The 14,360-nt window shown below is 69.2% G+C and carries 15 protein-coding genes and 1 riboswitch; of the genes, 5 read left to right on the forward strand and 10 right to left on the reverse strand.

Annotation, left to right across the window (positions count from 1 at the left end; all coding sequences use genetic code 11):
- Positions 1-183: 183 nt before the first annotated feature.
- Both AC6JAM_RS10710 and AC6JAM_RS10715 read left to right on the forward strand, forming a co-directional pair.
- Complete coding sequence (locus AC6JAM_RS10710; RefSeq protein WP_497934640.1) at positions 184-1,758, forward strand: fimbrial protein; 1,575 nt, start codon at positions 184-186, stop codon at positions 1,756-1,758.
- A 5-nt stretch (positions 1,759-1,763) separates the two neighbouring features.
- Complete coding sequence (locus AC6JAM_RS10715) at positions 1,764-2,210, forward strand: hypothetical protein (RefSeq protein WP_018770073.1); 447 nt, start codon at positions 1,764-1,766, stop codon at positions 2,208-2,210.
- A gap of 17 nt (positions 2,211-2,227) precedes the next feature.
- Here the strand turns inward: AC6JAM_RS10715 and trmB are convergent, their stop codons facing one another.
- Together trmB and AC6JAM_RS10725 are read right to left on the reverse strand one after the other, a co-directional pair.
- Complete coding sequence (trmB, locus tag AC6JAM_RS10720) at positions 2,228-3,151, reverse strand: tRNA (guanosine(46)-N7)-methyltransferase TrmB (RefSeq protein ID WP_018770074.1); 924 nt, start codon at positions 3,149-3,151, stop codon at positions 2,228-2,230.
- Positions 3,152-3,195: 44 nt separating this feature from the next.
- On the reverse strand, positions 3,196-3,615 hold the full coding sequence (locus AC6JAM_RS10725) for a hypothetical protein (protein ID WP_156400205.1): 420 nt from the start codon (positions 3,613-3,615) through the stop codon (positions 3,196-3,198).
- Positions 3,616-3,764: 149 nt separating this feature from the next.
- On the opposite strand from AC6JAM_RS10725, the gene AC6JAM_RS10730 reads away from it, so the two are divergent.
- Both AC6JAM_RS10730 and AC6JAM_RS10735 read left to right on the forward strand, forming a co-directional pair.
- On the forward strand, positions 3,765-5,111 hold the full coding sequence (locus AC6JAM_RS10730; RefSeq protein ID WP_208324273.1) for an MFS transporter: 1,347 nt from the start codon (positions 3,765-3,767) through the stop codon (positions 5,109-5,111).
- An 8-nt stretch (positions 5,112-5,119) separates the two neighbouring features.
- Positions 5,120-6,526 carry an MFS transporter gene (locus AC6JAM_RS10735; protein ID WP_497934641.1) on the forward strand — a complete coding sequence of 469 codons (1,407 nt, stop codon included), beginning with the start codon at positions 5,120-5,122 and terminating at the stop codon, positions 6,524-6,526.
- Here AC6JAM_RS10735 and AC6JAM_RS10740 read toward each other — a convergent pair.
- A complete protein-coding gene (locus tag AC6JAM_RS10740) occupies positions 6,523-7,281 on the reverse strand; it encodes an SAM-dependent methyltransferase (RefSeq protein ID WP_497934642.1) in 759 nt (252 codons plus the stop codon). The two genes, AC6JAM_RS10735 and AC6JAM_RS10740, sit on opposite strands and share 4 nt — an antisense overlap.
- Before the next feature lie 316 nt (positions 7,282-7,597).
- Here AC6JAM_RS10740 and AC6JAM_RS10745 point away from each other — a divergent pair, with 316 nt between their 5' ends.
- Positions 7,598-9,490: a DEAD/DEAH box helicase gene (locus tag AC6JAM_RS10745; protein ID WP_018770079.1), complete on the forward strand. Its 1,893-nt coding sequence runs from the start codon at positions 7,598-7,600 to the stop codon at positions 9,488-9,490.
- A gap of 72 nt (positions 9,491-9,562) precedes the next feature.
- Here the strand turns inward: AC6JAM_RS10745 and AC6JAM_RS10750 are convergent, their stop codons facing one another.
- The 7 genes from AC6JAM_RS10750 to AC6JAM_RS10780 form a co-directional block, all read right to left on the reverse strand.
- Positions 9,563-10,213, reverse strand: coding sequence for an MBL fold metallo-hydrolase (locus AC6JAM_RS10750; protein WP_497934643.1), 651 nt, complete (start codon positions 10,211-10,213; stop codon positions 9,563-9,565).
- 21 nt (positions 10,214-10,234) lie between these two features.
- On the reverse strand, positions 10,235-10,537 hold the full coding sequence (locus tag AC6JAM_RS10755; protein ID WP_018770081.1) for a putative quinol monooxygenase: 303 nt from the start codon (positions 10,535-10,537) through the stop codon (positions 10,235-10,237).
- A gap of 45 nt (positions 10,538-10,582) precedes the next feature.
- On the reverse strand, positions 10,583-11,596 hold the full coding sequence (locus AC6JAM_RS10760; protein WP_144600149.1) for an aldo/keto reductase: 1,014 nt from the start codon (positions 11,594-11,596) through the stop codon (positions 10,583-10,585).
- Positions 11,597-11,635: 39 nt separating this feature from the next.
- The gene (locus AC6JAM_RS10765) at positions 11,636-12,262 is read right to left on the reverse strand and encodes a nucleoside/nucleotide kinase family protein (protein WP_497934644.1); all 627 of its coding nucleotides are present in this window, start codon (positions 12,260-12,262) and stop codon (positions 11,636-11,638) included.
- Between the two features lie 22 nt (positions 12,263-12,284).
- Positions 12,285-12,662, reverse strand: a complete 378-nt coding sequence (locus AC6JAM_RS10770) for a DMT family transporter (protein ID WP_056391787.1) — start codon at positions 12,660-12,662, stop codon at positions 12,285-12,287.
- On the reverse strand, positions 12,662-12,985 hold the full coding sequence (locus AC6JAM_RS10775; RefSeq protein ID WP_056391785.1) for a DMT family transporter: 324 nt from the start codon (positions 12,983-12,985) through the stop codon (positions 12,662-12,664). The genes AC6JAM_RS10770 and AC6JAM_RS10775 overlap by 1 nt, the downstream gene beginning before the upstream one ends.
- Before the next feature lie 10 nt (positions 12,986-12,995).
- A riboswitch (guanidine-III (ykkC-III) riboswitch) is annotated at positions 12,996-13,061 on the reverse strand.
- 87 nt (positions 13,062-13,148) lie between these two features.
- Complete coding sequence (locus AC6JAM_RS10780) at positions 13,149-14,330, reverse strand: ROK family transcriptional regulator (protein WP_056391782.1); 1,182 nt, start codon at positions 14,328-14,330, stop codon at positions 13,149-13,151.
- Between the last annotated feature and the right edge of the window lie 30 nt (positions 14,331-14,360).

A 14,360-nucleotide genomic window follows, 5' to 3' on the forward strand; every position in this document is an offset into this window, starting at 1 on the left:
CGGCCTGGAACCGCCGGCCTCGAGCAGCCCGCCCGGCACGGCTCCACAGGAGACCGGCCACCCGATGCCCGGTTGCACAGGCAGCCGCGGGCGATGGGGAGGGATCCCCATCGCCGGGCCCCGGCAGCCTGTGCAACCATAAGGACCAGCGATTGACACGTACCGCACTTTCCCGGGGGAACCATGACTTTTTACGGCGCAGACACCAGCCAGTTGCGGGCGCTGGCCAAGGCGGCAGACCAGGCAGCGTCGCTGCTGAGCAGCCGGGCAGGGTCACTGCACAGCCAGATCCAGTCCGCGCCGTGGAAGGGCCGGGACGGGGACCGCTTCCGCCAGGAGTGGAGTGCCAGCCACCGGCCCGGCCTGGACAAGGTGGTGGCCAGCCTGCGGGAGAACTCGAAAATCCTGATGAAGCATGCCGACGAGCAGGAAAAGGCGTCGGCCGCCGGCGGGTCCGGCACCAGCGCTTGGGACCGGCTGACGTCGCTGGCCGCGCAGGCCAGGGAATGGCTCAGGGAAAAGGCCGAGGCAGCCAGGGCGGCGGCAGAACACCGCCGGGAGCTCGAGTCCGGGCTGGACCGGATGCTTAACGCCGGCCCGGAAGAGCAGGCGAAGTGGTGGGCCGCCCTCTCCGACGCGGACCGGAAATACCTGATTGAGGGCGAAGGCAGCGACGGCCCTTTCGCCGAGGACCTGATGCGCATGGATGGCGGAATTCCCGCCGCCGCCCAGCAGCTGGCCAAGCAGCACCTGCAGGAGCTGGCAAAGGCGGACATTCCGGTTTACTCGGAGACCGGGAAGGCCTCCATCGAGGCCCGGGTGGCCTGGGTCCATGGCGGTGCCGAGGTGGGGACCGAAGTGGTGGAGAACGCCGACGGTTCCGCCACGATGAAGGTTTACGGAAATATGGGCCTGGGCGTCAACGACACCACCGGAACGGCGGGGGCAACACTGACCGGGGAGGTCTCCCGCGAGTACACGTTCGCCAGCGTTGAGGAAGCGATGGCGGCGCGCCAACAGATGTACCGCGACCTCCCGCCGGACAGCATCGGCGAGATCAAGGACGTGGCGGGCAACCCGCCCGGATACATCCTGGACACCATCAATGATGCGGCGAAGGACAACGGCTCCACAGGGCAGACGGACAAGGCCAAGGGCACGTTTTCGCTGGCTGCCGAGGGTGAGGCCGGCACCGCGTCCGGCGGGGCAAAGCTTGACCTTGCGTACGAGCGGAACCTCACGGACGGTACCTCCACAGCCAGCGGCGAGGTCGCGGCGCAGGGCAAGCTCAATCTGGACGGCAGGGTCTTCGAGGCCTCCGGCAAGGGCGGGCTGCAGGTCACCATGGACAAGGGCAACAACATCGAGTCAGTCTCCGTATCCATGGACGGCACCGTGGCCCAGGGGGTGACCTCCGGCGTGAAATCCGAGGCCGCCAAGTTCGATTCCACCGTGACCGCCGGAACGCAGGGGACGGTGAAGATTGATGTGGACTACTCACCGGAGAACCGGCCCGTCATTGACAGCTACCTTCGCAACGTCGCCCTGGGGAATGAGGCAGGCGCCGCCCGCGACGCCGCCCGCCTGTACGAGGCCGGCTCCGCCACCATCCAGGTGAACTCCGTGGTGACGGCCACCAACGAGGCAGGGTTCGACGTCAAGGTGGGTGAGGTGGACGTCAAGACCGAGAACCAGTCCACCACCAACGTGTCCACATACTACAAAGTCCCCAATGACACCAAGCTCGAGAGGCTCTGAAACCAATGTCAGTGCACATCGAATCCCCGCTGGGCTTCACCGCAGACTTTCCCGAGCACACCCAGGTCCTGGATGATTCCACGGCTGGGCCCAACAGCGAGCAGTACGGCCTGCTGGGCGGCGTCCTGGTCACGGTGATCAAGGACGATACCTCGGTGCAGGATGCGCCGCAGGCCACCGGCTGGGCGCACCTGATGTCAGGGTTCTACCTTGAGGAACGCGGCGGCACCCTCCTGGCGGAGGGCGGGCTGAACCTGCCCGGCAAGGCCGCCTATGCGGTGGTTGTGGGATATGACGACGACGGAGGGCCGGCCAAGGTGGCGGCCACAGTGGGCGTGTGGGAAAGCGGGCGGTTCATTGGCGTGGTGGTCATCTGGCCCTACCTGAACCCGGAGGCCGAACCCCGGCTGGACATGCTCAAGGAGATCGTGGCCTCGATCAGCGTGGCCTGACCGCCGCCCGGCACCCCTCAGCGGCGGCGGTAGCAGAGATCGAAGATCAGGCGGCCTGCCTCGTGGGCCTTCGACTCGAAGCTGGTCCGGATCCTGCCCTCGAAGCGGGGAGCCCAGCCGCCCGTTTCATCCACGCCTTCGTTGGGACCGGTGTGCTCCGTACTCACCGGTGCGCGTCCCTCGCGGACGGGGGCGCCGCCCACCACGGATTCGACGCCGGACTGCCACACCTGGGTGAGCGGGCTTTCGGGTCCGCGGCGCTCGCCGGTGTGCAGGTTCTCGAAGTCCGCTGAGCCTGCCATGACGTCCCGGACATGGACGGCATAGTTGGACCAGTCGGTGGCGATCCGGAACAGGCCGCCGGGCTTCAGCGCCCGGGCCGCCAGCTTGGCGAACTCCGGCTGGATGAGCCGGCGTTTGTGATGCCGCGACTTATGCCAGGGATCGGGGAAAAAGACCCACAGTTCGCTGACCGAGCCTTCGGGCAGCATGGTGGCCAGCACCTCCGGGGCATTTGCCTCCACCACCCGGACGTTGTCCAGGCCGCGGCTGTTGATCTTGATGATCGTGTTGGCCAAGCCCGGGGTGTAGACCTCGACGGCCAGGAAGTTGGTGTCCGGGTTCTGTTCGGCCGCATGGCAGATGGCGTCGCCAAGGCCGGAGCCGATTTCGACGATAAGCGGGGCCTCCCGGCCGAACTCTGCGGCGGCGTCGAAGGTGTAGTCGGGGTGGACCGAGGTGTTGGCCACGTGACGTGGAACGTTGACGGCCCAGCGCTCGGCGTGCTCTGCCCAGGCAGCCTGCCGCCGGCCCTGCAGCCTGGTGCCGCGGCGCACGAAGCTGACAGGCCGGCCGCCGTAGGTGCCAAAGGAGGCCTGGGTCCCGGGCGTAACGGGCCTGGGGACATGCGGCTGCTGGGGGTTTTCAGGGGATTCGCTCATCCCTTCCAGAATAGCGCCGCGGGGGCAGCGGAAGATCAGGGCGGTCAGAACAGGCCAATAGCGTCGAGTGCCGGGCCCAAGGCCAGGGCGAAGACCAGGCCGCAGATGCAGAGGGAAACTGCCGCGGCAGACCAGTTGCCCGATCCCCGCGGGGACCCCTTCAGGGCAGGCAGTGCCAGCCGCAGCGCCAGTACGGCGAAGAGGAGAGGCAGGCTGAACAGCACCATGGGGGTTACCCACGGCCTTGGGGACGGCCCTTCGTCCGGGTAGGTCATCAACATGGCGAACATGGACAGCGGCCCGGTGAGGAACATGCTCGCTGGGGCAAGAATCGCCAGGACCAGGCTGTTCGTTCCCTTGTTGCCTGGCCCTGCATTTCCTGTTCCTCCGTTGCCTGGCCCTCCATTGCCGTGCACGCCCGGGGGCAGGGGAGGGTGGGGGTCCTGTGATGGCGTCGTTTCCATGATGCTCCCTCAAGTTGGTGCGGCTTGTTGGTCCAGCCATTTGCCGGGCCGCGGCTGCTTACAACCTATGAAGCTGCAGGGGGTGCGGGAAGGTACCCGGCTTCGTATGTGGAAAACTCCCGGCGGCGCTTCCCTGCAAGAATGGGCGCATGACGGACGCAACGAATGCCGAAGCGAAGAAGCAGCGGCGGGGGGATGCCTCCGGCGACGCCCGGGGAAGGGCCCGGACAGGCAGCAGCGTGGTGGACACCAGCACCCTCGTGGACGCAGAAATCGATGAGCTTCCGGCAGCGGAGCCCACCCGGGTGGGCAGCCGCCGTGCCCTTGCCTATCTGGGGGTGTGCCTGGTCCTGATCGGACTGAACCTGCGCAGCGTCTTTTCCAGCCTTTCCGCGGTCCTTCCGGAGGTGACCTCGCAGGCAGCGCTGCCGGGTTGGTCCGTGGTGGTGCTGACCACCGTTCCCGTCACCCTGCTGGGTGTGTTCGCGCCGCTTGCGCCGGTCCTGGCCCGCCGGTTCGGTGCGGAGCGGGTGCTGCTGGGGGCCATGGCCCTGCTGACCGCGGGGCTGCTGCTGCGGCCAGTGGACACCGGTGCTGCCCTGGGCGGCGCCGGCCACCTGCCTGCCCTCCTGGTGGGCACGGCAGCCTGCGGCGCGGCCATCGCATTGTGCAACGTGCTTCTTCCGGGCCTGGTGAAGCGCGACTTCCCGCACCGGCTGGGACTTATGGGCGGCCTCTACACCACCGCGATTTGCGCCTCCGCCGCGCTCGGTGCCGGCTTTACCTACCCGTTCTACACCGCGACGGGGGAGTGGACCAGGGCGCTGTGGGTCTGGGCGGTGCCCGCCGCCGTCGTCCTTCTGTTGTTCCTTCCCGTGGCCGTTCGGCAGGGGACCGTCCGGCACCAGGCGGTCAGGGACGGGGTCAACGTGTGGCGCTCACCCGTTGCCTGGCAGGTGACCATCTTCATGGTGCTGCAGGCCATGATGTCCTTCAGCGGCTTCGCCTGGCTGGCCCCCATCCTCCGCGAGAGGGGTGTTGACGGGGCCACCGCGGGGCTGATCGTTGCCGTGTGCATCGTGCTGCAGATGCTGGGTTCCCTGTTCGCCCCCGCACTGGCCGCCAGGTTCCGGGACCAGCGCGCCATCAACACGGTGGTGGCGCTGATGACCGGCAGCGGGTTCGTGCTGAGCATCCTGGGCCCGCTGGACCTGGTCTGGGTGTGGGCCGGGCTGCTGGGGCTGGGGCAGGGAAGCCTTACCGCCTGCGCGCTGACCCTGATCATGCTCCGCACGCGCGACGGGCATACCGCCGCGCATCTTTCGGGCATGATGCAGGGTGTTGGCTACGGGGTGGGCTCCACGGGAACCCTCATGGTGGGCCAGCTGCACCAGGCCACCGGGTCCTTCATTCCCGCCGGAGTCCTGTTCATGGTGGTCGGCCTGCTCGCGGCGGTCTTCGGCTACCGCTCCGGCCGGGACCGGTACGTGGGCTAGGGAACGCTGTGCGCGACTCCACCCTCCCGGCCGCCCATCCCGCCACCGGGATCTTCCGGCCCCCGTACTTCTGGGTCACCATCGGCACCTGCGCCCTGGTGTTCCTGGCCGCCTTCGAATCCCTTGCCGTGACCACCATCATGCCCCTGGTCAGCCGGGAACTGAACGGCGGAAGCCTCTACGCCCTGGCCTTTGCGGGACCCTTGGCAACCGGCGTGATCGGCATGGTGGGCGCGGGCAACTGGTCCGACCGCCGCGGCCCGGCCATGCCGCTCTACACCTCCGTGGCACTGTTCGTGGCCGGCCTGCTGATCGCGGGCACCTCAAGCTCCATGCCCATGCTGGTTGCCGGCCGGCTGGTCCAGGGGCTCGGCGGCGGCGCCCTCACCGTGGCGCTTTACGTGCTGGTGGCGCGGTTCTTTCCCGGGCCGCTGCACCCCAGGATCTTCGCCGCATTCTCGGCCGCCTGGGTGGTTCCCTCGCTGGTGGGGCCCTTCGCCGCCGGCGTCGTGGCCCAGGTCTTCAGCTGGCACTGGGTGTTTCTGGGTGTGGTTGGCCTGGTCATTCCGGCGCTGGCAATGATCGCCCCGGTACTGCGGGGGCTTGCAGAGCGCGAAAAGACAGGAGCGCCGGATAACACTGCTTCGCCCTGGGCCCCCGGACGCCTGGGGTGGGCGGCGCTGGCCGCGCTCGCCGTGCTGGGCCTGAACCTTTCCGCCGACGTCAGCATCCCCGCTTTTCCCGCCGCCACGGCACTCCTGGCGTCCGCCGCCGTCGTCCTTGCCTTGGTGGCTGTCCGGCCCCTGGTGCCCGCCGGTACCCTCACAGCCCGCCGCGGGCTGCCGAGCGTGATCCTGGCGCGGGGCCTCGCCTCGGCGTCGTTCTTCGGCGCTGAGGTCTATCTGCCCTACCTGCTGATCGACCGGTACGAATTCCCGCCCACCCTGGCGGGCCTGACCCTCACCGGGGGTGCGCTGGCCTGGGCCGGTGCCGCCGCTGTCCAGGGCCGGCTGGGCTCCCGGCTCCCGGATCTCCGCGCCGTCCGGGTGGGGTCGCTCATGGTCCTGGCGGCCGTGCTCCTGGCCCTGGCCACCACCGCGCTGCACTGGCCGGCCGCCGTCGCCATCGCCGGCTGGGTCCTGGCGGGCGGCGGCATGGGCCTGCTCTACCCGCGCCTGAGCGTGATGACCCTGGCGCTGTCCACCAAGGAGAACGAAGGCTTCAACAGCTCCGCCATGTCCATCTCCGATTCCCTCGGCGGGGCATTGTCGCTCGCCACCACAGGGCTCGTCTTCGCAGCCTTTACGACGGCGGCCCAGTCCTTCGCGGGCGTCTTCGCCTTCACCGCGGCCATCGGCGTCGCCGCGGCACTGGTGGCACCCCGCGTCACCGCCGGGAAGCCCGCGGGGAACTAGGGCAGGCGGGTGGCGCGCAGGACGACGTCGGCAATGGTCGCCTCCTGCCCCTCCGGCCCGGTCACCGGCCGCTCCCTGCTGGTGAGGACCTCGATCTGCCACCCGGGGCCGTTGAGCTTCAGTTCGCGGACCACGTCATCACCCGTGTAGAACATGTCCAGGTGCTGGTGGTGGTCGTTGCCCCAGGGCGGCAGCCGGTCCGGGTGGTGGCCCACCACCAGCAGGGTTCCGCCGGGCTTGACGGCGGAGGCAGCCGTGCGCAGCGGGATCCGCCAGTCCAGTTCCTGGGAGTGCAGGAACTGGGACGTCACCAGGTCAAAGGAAGTGCCGGGTTGCCACTGCGTCAGGTCCGCCAGTTGCCAGGTGATCCGGCTGGCGATGTCGCCATTGGACGCGCGTACGCTTTCCCGCGCCAGCTCCGCCAGTTCGTGGGAATGCGCCCGTTCCAGGGCGACGGCGGAAACGTCGACGGCGGTCACGGACCAGCCCTGCTGGGCAAGCCAAATGGCGTCGGCGCCTTCGCCGCATCCCAGTTCCAGCGCCTTGCCCGGACGCAGTCCGCCGGCTTCACGGACCAGCTGCGGGTTCGGCTTTCCGCTCCAAAGCCGCGCCTTGGTGCGGTACCGCTCGTCCCATGCCGCTGCGGGATCGATGCCGCCGCCGCCCCCTTCCGGCGCGCCGCCGCCGTCGTTCCCGTGATGCCGGTGGGTCTCCTCGTGCTGCGTCTCCTGGCGCCGGCCCGGCTGTTCGCTCATGCCTCAACAGTGCCCCGCCGGAGCCCCGAAGGCAACGCCGGGGTCGGTTACAGGGCCGCGGGGTGCTAGACTGGAGGAACTTGATGTGCAGTGATGCCGCCTGCTCCTGATCTGGAGAACCTTTCCAGGGAGTGGGCTTTCTTCATGTGAGAGGCACATCCTGCGTCGATGAACGCGTTCCATTTGGTCCCTGCCGGCTGTCCTTATTTGCAGCGGCACGGTTGATCACCTGACTTTTCTTCGGCGAACCCCTGGTCCAACCGGCATCGGGGGCCGATATCCGCATGGATACCGCCTGAAAGACCGTAAAAACTACATGACAACTTTTGCTGCCCTCGGTACTCCCAAGGCCCTTGCAGACACCCTTTCCGCCCAGGGAATTGTTGAACCGTTCCCCATCCAGGTGAAGACCCTTCCGGACACGCTGTCCGGTCGTGACGTCCTGGGCCGCGGCCGGACCGGATCCGGCAAGACCATCGCTTTCGCCATCCCGCTTGTAGCAAGACTCGCTGAGCGGGAAGCCAAGCACTTCCGCAAACCCGGCCGCCCCATGGGCCTGGTCCTGGCACCCACCCGTGAACTGGCAACCCAGATCAACGCCACCATCGAGCCGCTGGCCAAGGCCGCCGGCCTGAACACCACCGTGATCTACGGCGGCATCTCCCAGGCCCGCCAGGAAAAGGCGCTGCGTGCCGGCGTCGACATCGTCATCGCCTGCCCAGGCCGCCTGGAGGACCTGATCCGCCAGCGCATCCTGACCCTGGAGGCAGTGGAGATCACGGTCCTGGACGAGGCCGACCACATGGCCGACCTCGGCTTCCTGCCCGTGGTCAAGAAGCTCATGGACATGACCCCCAGCCAGGGCCAGCGCCTGCTCTTCTCGGCCACCCTGGACAACGGCGTGGACAAGATCGTCCAGCGCTACCTGTCCAACCCGCTCACCCACTCGGTGGACGACCCGCAGGCCGCGGTGACCACCATGGAGCACCACGTGCTGGTGGTCAACGACCAGACCGTCAAGAAGCAGCTGATCGTTGAGCTCGCTTCGGGTGCCGGCCGCCGCGTCCTGTTCATGCGGACCAAGCACCACGCCCGCAAGCTGGCCAAGACCTTGACCGACGCCGGCATCCCCGCCGTCGACCTGCACGGCAACCTGTCGCAGAACGCCCGCGACCGCAACCTCGCCGAGTTCTCCAACGGCGACGTCCGCGTCCTGGTGGCCACCGACGTCGCTGCCCGCGGTGTCCACGTCGACGACGTCGAACTGGTCATCCACGTGGACCCGCCCACCGAGCACAAGGCGTACCTGCACCGTTCCGGCCGCACCGCGCGTGCCGGCTCCGACGGCACCGTGGTCACGCTGACCCTCCCGGAGCAGCAGTCCGACGTCAAGAAGCTCATGAAGGCTGCCGGCGTCGACGTGAACTTTGAGCGCGTCACGGCAAACTCCCCGCTCGTGGCCGACCTGGTGGGCGAGATCGCCGACAAGGTCGACCCCCGCACCCGCGCCGCTCTGATGGCCGCCAAGGCTCCCCGCCAGGGCGGCGGCACCTCCACCGGTGCCAATGCTGAGCGCAAGCGTGCACGCCGCCAGGCTGCACCGTCTGCCGGTGGGCGCGGCGGCCGGGGCGGACGCGGCAAGGTTTCGGCCGAACCGGCCCGCACCGATGTTCCCCGCGCCGAGCGCCGGGCCGTGGCCTTCGAGGGCCGCACGGAAGCCCGCGCGGCATTCGACCGCAATGCCGAGCAAAATGAGGACCGCGCGGTGGCAGCAGCCGCTGCCCGCCGCAACGCCCGTGGCCGTGGTACCGCTTCGACCCACCGCAACGACGTCCCCGCAGCAGGTGGCCGCTCATCGGCCGGCCGCGGTTCGGACGGCCGTGCAGCAGAGGGCCGGGGCGATTCCCGGATCACCCGCAGCGACGCACCGCGCGGCGGCACCGGCCGTCCGGCTTCAGGCGGACGCCCCGCCGGCGGCGGCCAGCGCAGCGGCCGCCCCGCAACCGGCCAGCGTGCAGCAGCGGGGGCATCCGGCCAGCGCTCAGGTGCGGGTGCAACCGGCGGCAGCAAGGCTGTCTGGTCCTCCAACACCGGTGGAACCTCCGGCGGCTCCTACAGTGCAGGCAATGGCGGCGGCTCCGGCCGTCCGGCCCGCAGCGGCCCGCGCCGCGCGTCCGCCCCGGCGTCGAACGAACGCCGCGGCCGCTAGCCAATGAACTAGCCAATGAAAATGGCGGGCTCAACCACACGGTTGAGCCCGCCTTTTTTGTGTTTGACGTACCTACCAGCCGCGGGCGCGCCACTCTTCCAGATGCGGCCGCTCGGCGCCCAGCGTGGTGGGCTTGCCGTGCCCCGGGTGCACCACGGCGCTGTCCGGGTAGGCATTGAACAGCCGCTCCGTGACATCGGACAGGAGCTGGGTGAACCGGCCGGGATCCTTCTGCGTGTTGCCCACTCCGCCCGGGAACAGCGAGTCGCCGGAGAAGATGTGGGCGGGGCCGTCCGGATCCTGGTAGACAAAAGCGATCGAGCCGGGCGTGTGCCCGCGCAGGTGCACGGCGGTCACGTCGAAGCCGTCGAAATTGCCGACGTCCCCGTGGCCAAGCCGCACGTCCACGGGAACCGGCAACGCATCGGCGTCGTCCGCTCCGGCGGCTGTCCGCGCGCCGGTGGCCTCCACCAGCCCCTTGAGCGCCCGGACATGGTCCCAGTGCTGGTGCGTGGTTGCGACCAGCGCCAGGCGCGGCGTGGCCGATGTGTCCGCAGCGCCGTCCGCGAGCAGCTGCTGGATGGCAGGGAGATCGTCAGCGGCGTCAATCAGCAGCTGTGCCCCGCTTTCCTTGGTGGTCAGCAGGTACACGTTGTTGTCCATCGCACTGACGGAGATGCTGCGGATGGTCAGGGCCGGCAGGTCGTAGCGAAGTGATTCCATGGGCTTTGGTCCAGCCACGGGCTACAGGTCCAGCGGCAGGGTGGTCGAGTAGACCTGCTTGGATGGCGGCGCGGCCAGGACCTCATGCAGCGCGCTCTTGCCTTCCGGTGTTCTCCGCCAGGCCGCGTAGTCGTCATGGTCCTGCGTGGTGGCCCAGGTTTCCACCACCAGGATGTGGCAGGGGTCGGCGTCATCCACCAGCGCTTCGATGCCCTGGTTGCCGGGCCACGCCCGGGTGGCGGCCAGCGTTTCGGACAGGTACTTCGCGGCGTTCTCGCGGTGGGCGGGGTCGATCTGGACTTCGAAGTGGACGATGGCAGGCATGGGGCTCCTTGGGTTGGGTGAGGGACGGGTTTTTGGAGAGCGGCTTTATTCCCGGCCTTCGGACACCCAGGCGGGGTCCGCTGAACGGGAGCCGACGACGGCGTCCGACGCTGCGTCGAGGGCCTCCAGGTGCGCCGGGGTGAGGTCCAGGCCCAGCGCGCCAAGGTTTTCGTCGATGCGTGCGGCCTTGCGGGTGCCGGGAATGGGGACGACCGGCAGGCCGAGCCGCTTGCCCTGGGCGAGCAGCCAGGCCAGGGCCACCTGCGCCGGCGTGGCGGCCAGCTGGTCCGCCACGGCCCGGACGGCGTCCACCACCGCCTGGTTGGCGCTTGCGGCGTCCGGCGCAAAGCGGGGGATGTTCCGCCGGAAGTCCTTCTCGCCCAGGCTTGCGGTATCGACGGTTCCGGTGAGGAATCCGCGGCCCAGCGGCGAGTAGGGGACGAATCCCACTCCCAGGGCGGCTGCGGCGGGAACAACATTGCGTTCCACGTCCCGGCTCCAGATGGACCATTCGCTCTGGACCGCGGCGATCGGGTGGACCGCTGCCGCGTCCTGCAGCTCCTGCGCCGTCACTTCTGACAGGCCCAGGTGCTTGACCTTGCCCTGCTGGACCAGTTCCGCCATGGCGCCCACGGTTTCCTCGATGGGCACCCTGACGTCCCGGCGGTGCATGTAGTACAGGTCGATGGCGTCGGTGCCCAGCCGCTGCAGGCTCCGCTCAACGGCCTGGTGCACGTACCCGGCGTCGCCACGGATGTCCGTGTAGCCGTCAGTCGGCGTGCCCACCAGCGCGAACTTGGTGGCCAGCTGGACCTCGCCCCGCCGGTCCTTGAGCAGCCGGGAAATCAGTTCCTCGTTGCTGCCGCCGCCGTAGATGTCCGCGGTGTCGATGAAGCTGACGCCGGCGTCAACGGCGTGATGCAGTGTCCGCAGTGCCTCGGCGGGGTCAACCTCGCCGTATACGGGGGTAAGGGCCATGCCCCCGAATCCAAGGGGGCTGACGGCCAGGCCGTCGCCAAGCTGGACGGTGCCGCGGCGGTCGGTGGGTGCGTTTGCCATGGGTGCTCCTGTTCGTTTCCTGCTCTTGGAATTGGTTGTCTAAAGCCAGGGGATGATGCGGTCCGCGGCCGGGCGGGTGGCCTGGATCAGCCGGGCATTTGCTTCATCGGGTCCGCCGGCCCAGGCCACCGCAGCCTTCCGGTCCATCCCGAAGGATACGTGCCGGTCCACCAGCCGCTGCAGCCGCAGCGCGGGCGGGGTCTCGAGGAACCAGACCTGGTCCAGTTGCGCCCGTACCTCCTTCCACGGTTCCTGGTCCGCCAGCAGGTAGTTGCCCTCCGTGATGACCAGCGGGACGTCCGCCGGCACGGCAATGGAAGCCGCCACCGGCTCGTCCAGGGCGCGGCGGAACTCCGGTGCGTAGACGACGGCCTCGTCCCGGCGCACCAGGCGGCGCAGCAGCGAAAGGTACCCGCCGGCGTCGAACGTATCAATGGCGCCTTTACGCTGCCGCAGCGGGGTCCCCTCGATGACGGCGTTGCCCAGGTGGAAACCGTCCATGGGAACCACAACCGACATTCCCGGGCCGAACTGCTCCTGCAGCCAGGCGGCAAAGGTGGACTTCCCGGAGCCCGGCGCCCCGGCGATGCCCAGGATGGTCCGCGTTCCGGGCGCTACCCGGTGCCGCAGGGCGTCCAAGGCGTCAGTGATCTCGGGGGAGTCCATGGCAAAAGCCTAACCGCCGGGATCAGCGGCGGCTCGACTCCACGGGATAGTCAGCGGCGGCGTGGTCCCTGGCCGGCAGCGCCTTGAGGCCGGCCGCGCAGCCCACGATGCCTGCGATGAACAGCAGTTTCACCACGCTGAACGGTTCCACCCCGGTGGCCATCGCCCAGCCCACCGTCAATGCGGCGCCAATGCCCACCCAGATGGCGTAGGCGGTGCCGAGCGGAATGCTGCGGATGGACATGCCCAGGCCCAGCATGCTCAGGGCGGCCGTGACGGCGAAGACGAGCGTGGGCAGCGGCCTGCTGAAACCGTCGGACAAGCCCAGCGCCGTGGCCCACACGGCTTCCAGGACAGCGGAGGCCAGGAGCACCAGCCAGGGAAACGGGCGCTTCATCATCACGCCACCACCTTCAGGCCAACCACGCACGCGGCGATGCCGGACAGCAGCAGCAGGCGCGCCGCCGTCGGACGTTCAACCTTGCTGGCCATCGCATAGGCGGAGGTCAGGACCACGCCCACCCCCACCCAAACCGCGTAGGCAGTGCCGGTGGGAATGGACTGCATGGCCACGGCCAGTCCGCCGGTGCTGGCGGCAACGGCCACAAGGAACAGGGCGGCAGGGGCCACGCGCCGGCGGCCGGAAGCCCGGGAGGCGTTGTGCAGGGCGGCTGCCCAGACGGCCTCCAGCGCGCCGGAAAGAAGAAGGATTAACCACGCCATGACCAGATCCTTTGGCCAGTCTTGTCGCGTGCCGGGTACTGAACCGTCGTCCGGAGGCTCGGGGTGGAGCCTTGGATCCCAGCGTAGCAACGCACGACGGCGGGCGGCCACGTTGGTGCCCAACCTCACCACCCGCGGTGGCCGGCCGGATCAACCGGCGCTCTCAGCCGGCGCGTTGCGCCAGCAGCTGTTCCACCCGCTCCGGCGCGTAGAGGCTCTCCTCCACCAGCCGGCACAGGCCCACTGCGGTGGCCTTCCGGCTGTCAGCAGGGACGATCTCCAGATCCACCAGCGAGGGTTCGAAGGCATCGGCCAGGATTTGCTGCCGGCAGGCCTGCAGGAAACCAGGGAGGACCCCCACCAGCCCGCCCACCGCCACCCGGCCGGGGTTCAGCGTTCCCACGATGGCGGCGAGGACGCGTCCGAGCACCCTTCCGGCGTCTGCGACTGCGGCACGGACGTCCGGATCGTCGTCGGCCGCGTCAACGAGCCGCCGCAGCGACCCGTAATGCGCAAATTGCGGGGCGGCAAGCAGCGCGCGCCCGGAGGCCACCGCCGCCAGGCAGCCGTCCCTGCCGCACCGGCACCGGCAGCCGGCGGCTTCCGGGATGCGCACATGCCCGATGTCACCGGCGGCCCCGTGGGCGCCGCGCACCAACGAGCCCCGGACAATGATGCCGGAGCCGATCCCGGTGCTGACCTTCACCGCGACGAGGGAGTCGAGCGGGCCGCGGACCTCCCCCACCGCCATTGACCGGGTGTCGTTTTCCAGCAGGACCGGGCAGTCGAGCCTGGATTCCATGGCCTCCTGCAAAAGCTGCAGGTCCCAATGGGCAAGGACGGTCCGCTCCAGGCCCAGGCGGTGGAGGGGGTCAACGGGGGCGGGCAGTCCCACTCCTGCCCCTACGGGTTGCCGGCCGTCCAGCAGCCGCAGCGCCTCACCCACCACCTGGTCCACCACCACCTCCTGCGCATTCCCGATCTCCACAGGGATGCGGACGGAAGCCACCACCTCCCTGCTCAGGGACAGGAGATGGATTCCGGCGTGCGTATGGCCGATTTCCAGGCACACCACCAGCTTGTCGCGGTCATCGAACCGGAGGGAGCGGGGCGGCCGGCCCCGCTGGGCGCGCAGGGGAGTGGACTCGTAGACAAGGCCCGCCGCGAAAAGTGCATCGAGCCGCTCGTAGAGGGTGGATCGCGCCATTCCGGTGATCTCCAGCAGGTCCGCCCGGCTGTACCCCGCGGTGTTGGAGCGCAGGAGCTGGAGAAGATGCCCGGCGCTGGTGGCCGGCCCCGGCGACGGCTGGGCGGTCTCGCCCACCAGCGTCCTCTGCTCCGTCATGCGGCAGGCTTCCTTTCCACTGCGGGCGCG

Source organism: Arthrobacter sp. GmRoot5-12 (genome assembly GCF_059739365.1).

Coding starts and splice junctions, on each gene's coding strand:
- AC6JAM_RS10710 (WP_497934640.1), top strand. CDS start 184: ATGACTTTTTACGGCGCAGACACCAGCCAGTTGCGGGCGCTGGCCAAG.
- AC6JAM_RS10715 (WP_018770073.1), top strand. CDS start 1,764: ATGTCAGTGCACATCGAATCCCCGCTGGGCTTCACCGCAGACTTTCCC.
- trmB (WP_018770074.1), bottom strand. CDS start 3,151: ATGAGCGAATCCCCTGAAAACCCCCAGCAGCCGCATGTCCCCAGGCCC.
- AC6JAM_RS10725 (WP_156400205.1), bottom strand. CDS start 3,615: ATGGAAACGACGCCATCACAGGACCCCCACCCTCCCCTGCCCCCGGGC.
- AC6JAM_RS10730 (WP_208324273.1), top strand. CDS start 3,765: ATGACGGACGCAACGAATGCCGAAGCGAAGAAGCAGCGGCGGGGGGAT.
- AC6JAM_RS10740 (WP_497934642.1), bottom strand. CDS start 7,281: ATGAGCGAACAGCCGGGCCGGCGCCAGGAGACGCAGCACGAGGAGACC.
- AC6JAM_RS10745 (WP_018770079.1), top strand. CDS start 7,598: ATGACAACTTTTGCTGCCCTCGGTACTCCCAAGGCCCTTGCAGACACC.
- AC6JAM_RS10750 (WP_497934643.1), bottom strand. CDS start 10,213: ATGGAATCACTTCGCTACGACCTGCCGGCCCTGACCATCCGCAGCATC.
- AC6JAM_RS10755 (WP_018770081.1), bottom strand. CDS start 10,537: ATGCCTGCCATCGTCCACTTCGAAGTCCAGATCGACCCCGCCCACCGC.
- AC6JAM_RS10760 (WP_144600149.1), bottom strand. CDS start 11,596: ATGGCAAACGCACCCACCGACCGCCGCGGCACCGTCCAGCTTGGCGAC.
- AC6JAM_RS10765 (WP_497934644.1), bottom strand. CDS start 12,262: ATGGACTCCCCCGAGATCACTGACGCCTTGGACGCCCTGCGGCACCGG.
- AC6JAM_RS10770 (WP_056391787.1), bottom strand. CDS start 12,662: ATGATGAAGCGCCCGTTTCCCTGGCTGGTGCTCCTGGCCTCCGCTGTC.
- AC6JAM_RS10775 (WP_056391785.1), bottom strand. CDS start 12,985: ATGGCGTGGTTAATCCTTCTTCTTTCCGGCGCGCTGGAGGCCGTCTGG.
- AC6JAM_RS10780 (WP_056391782.1), bottom strand. CDS start 14,330: ATGACGGAGCAGAGGACGCTGGTGGGCGAGACCGCCCAGCCGTCGCCG.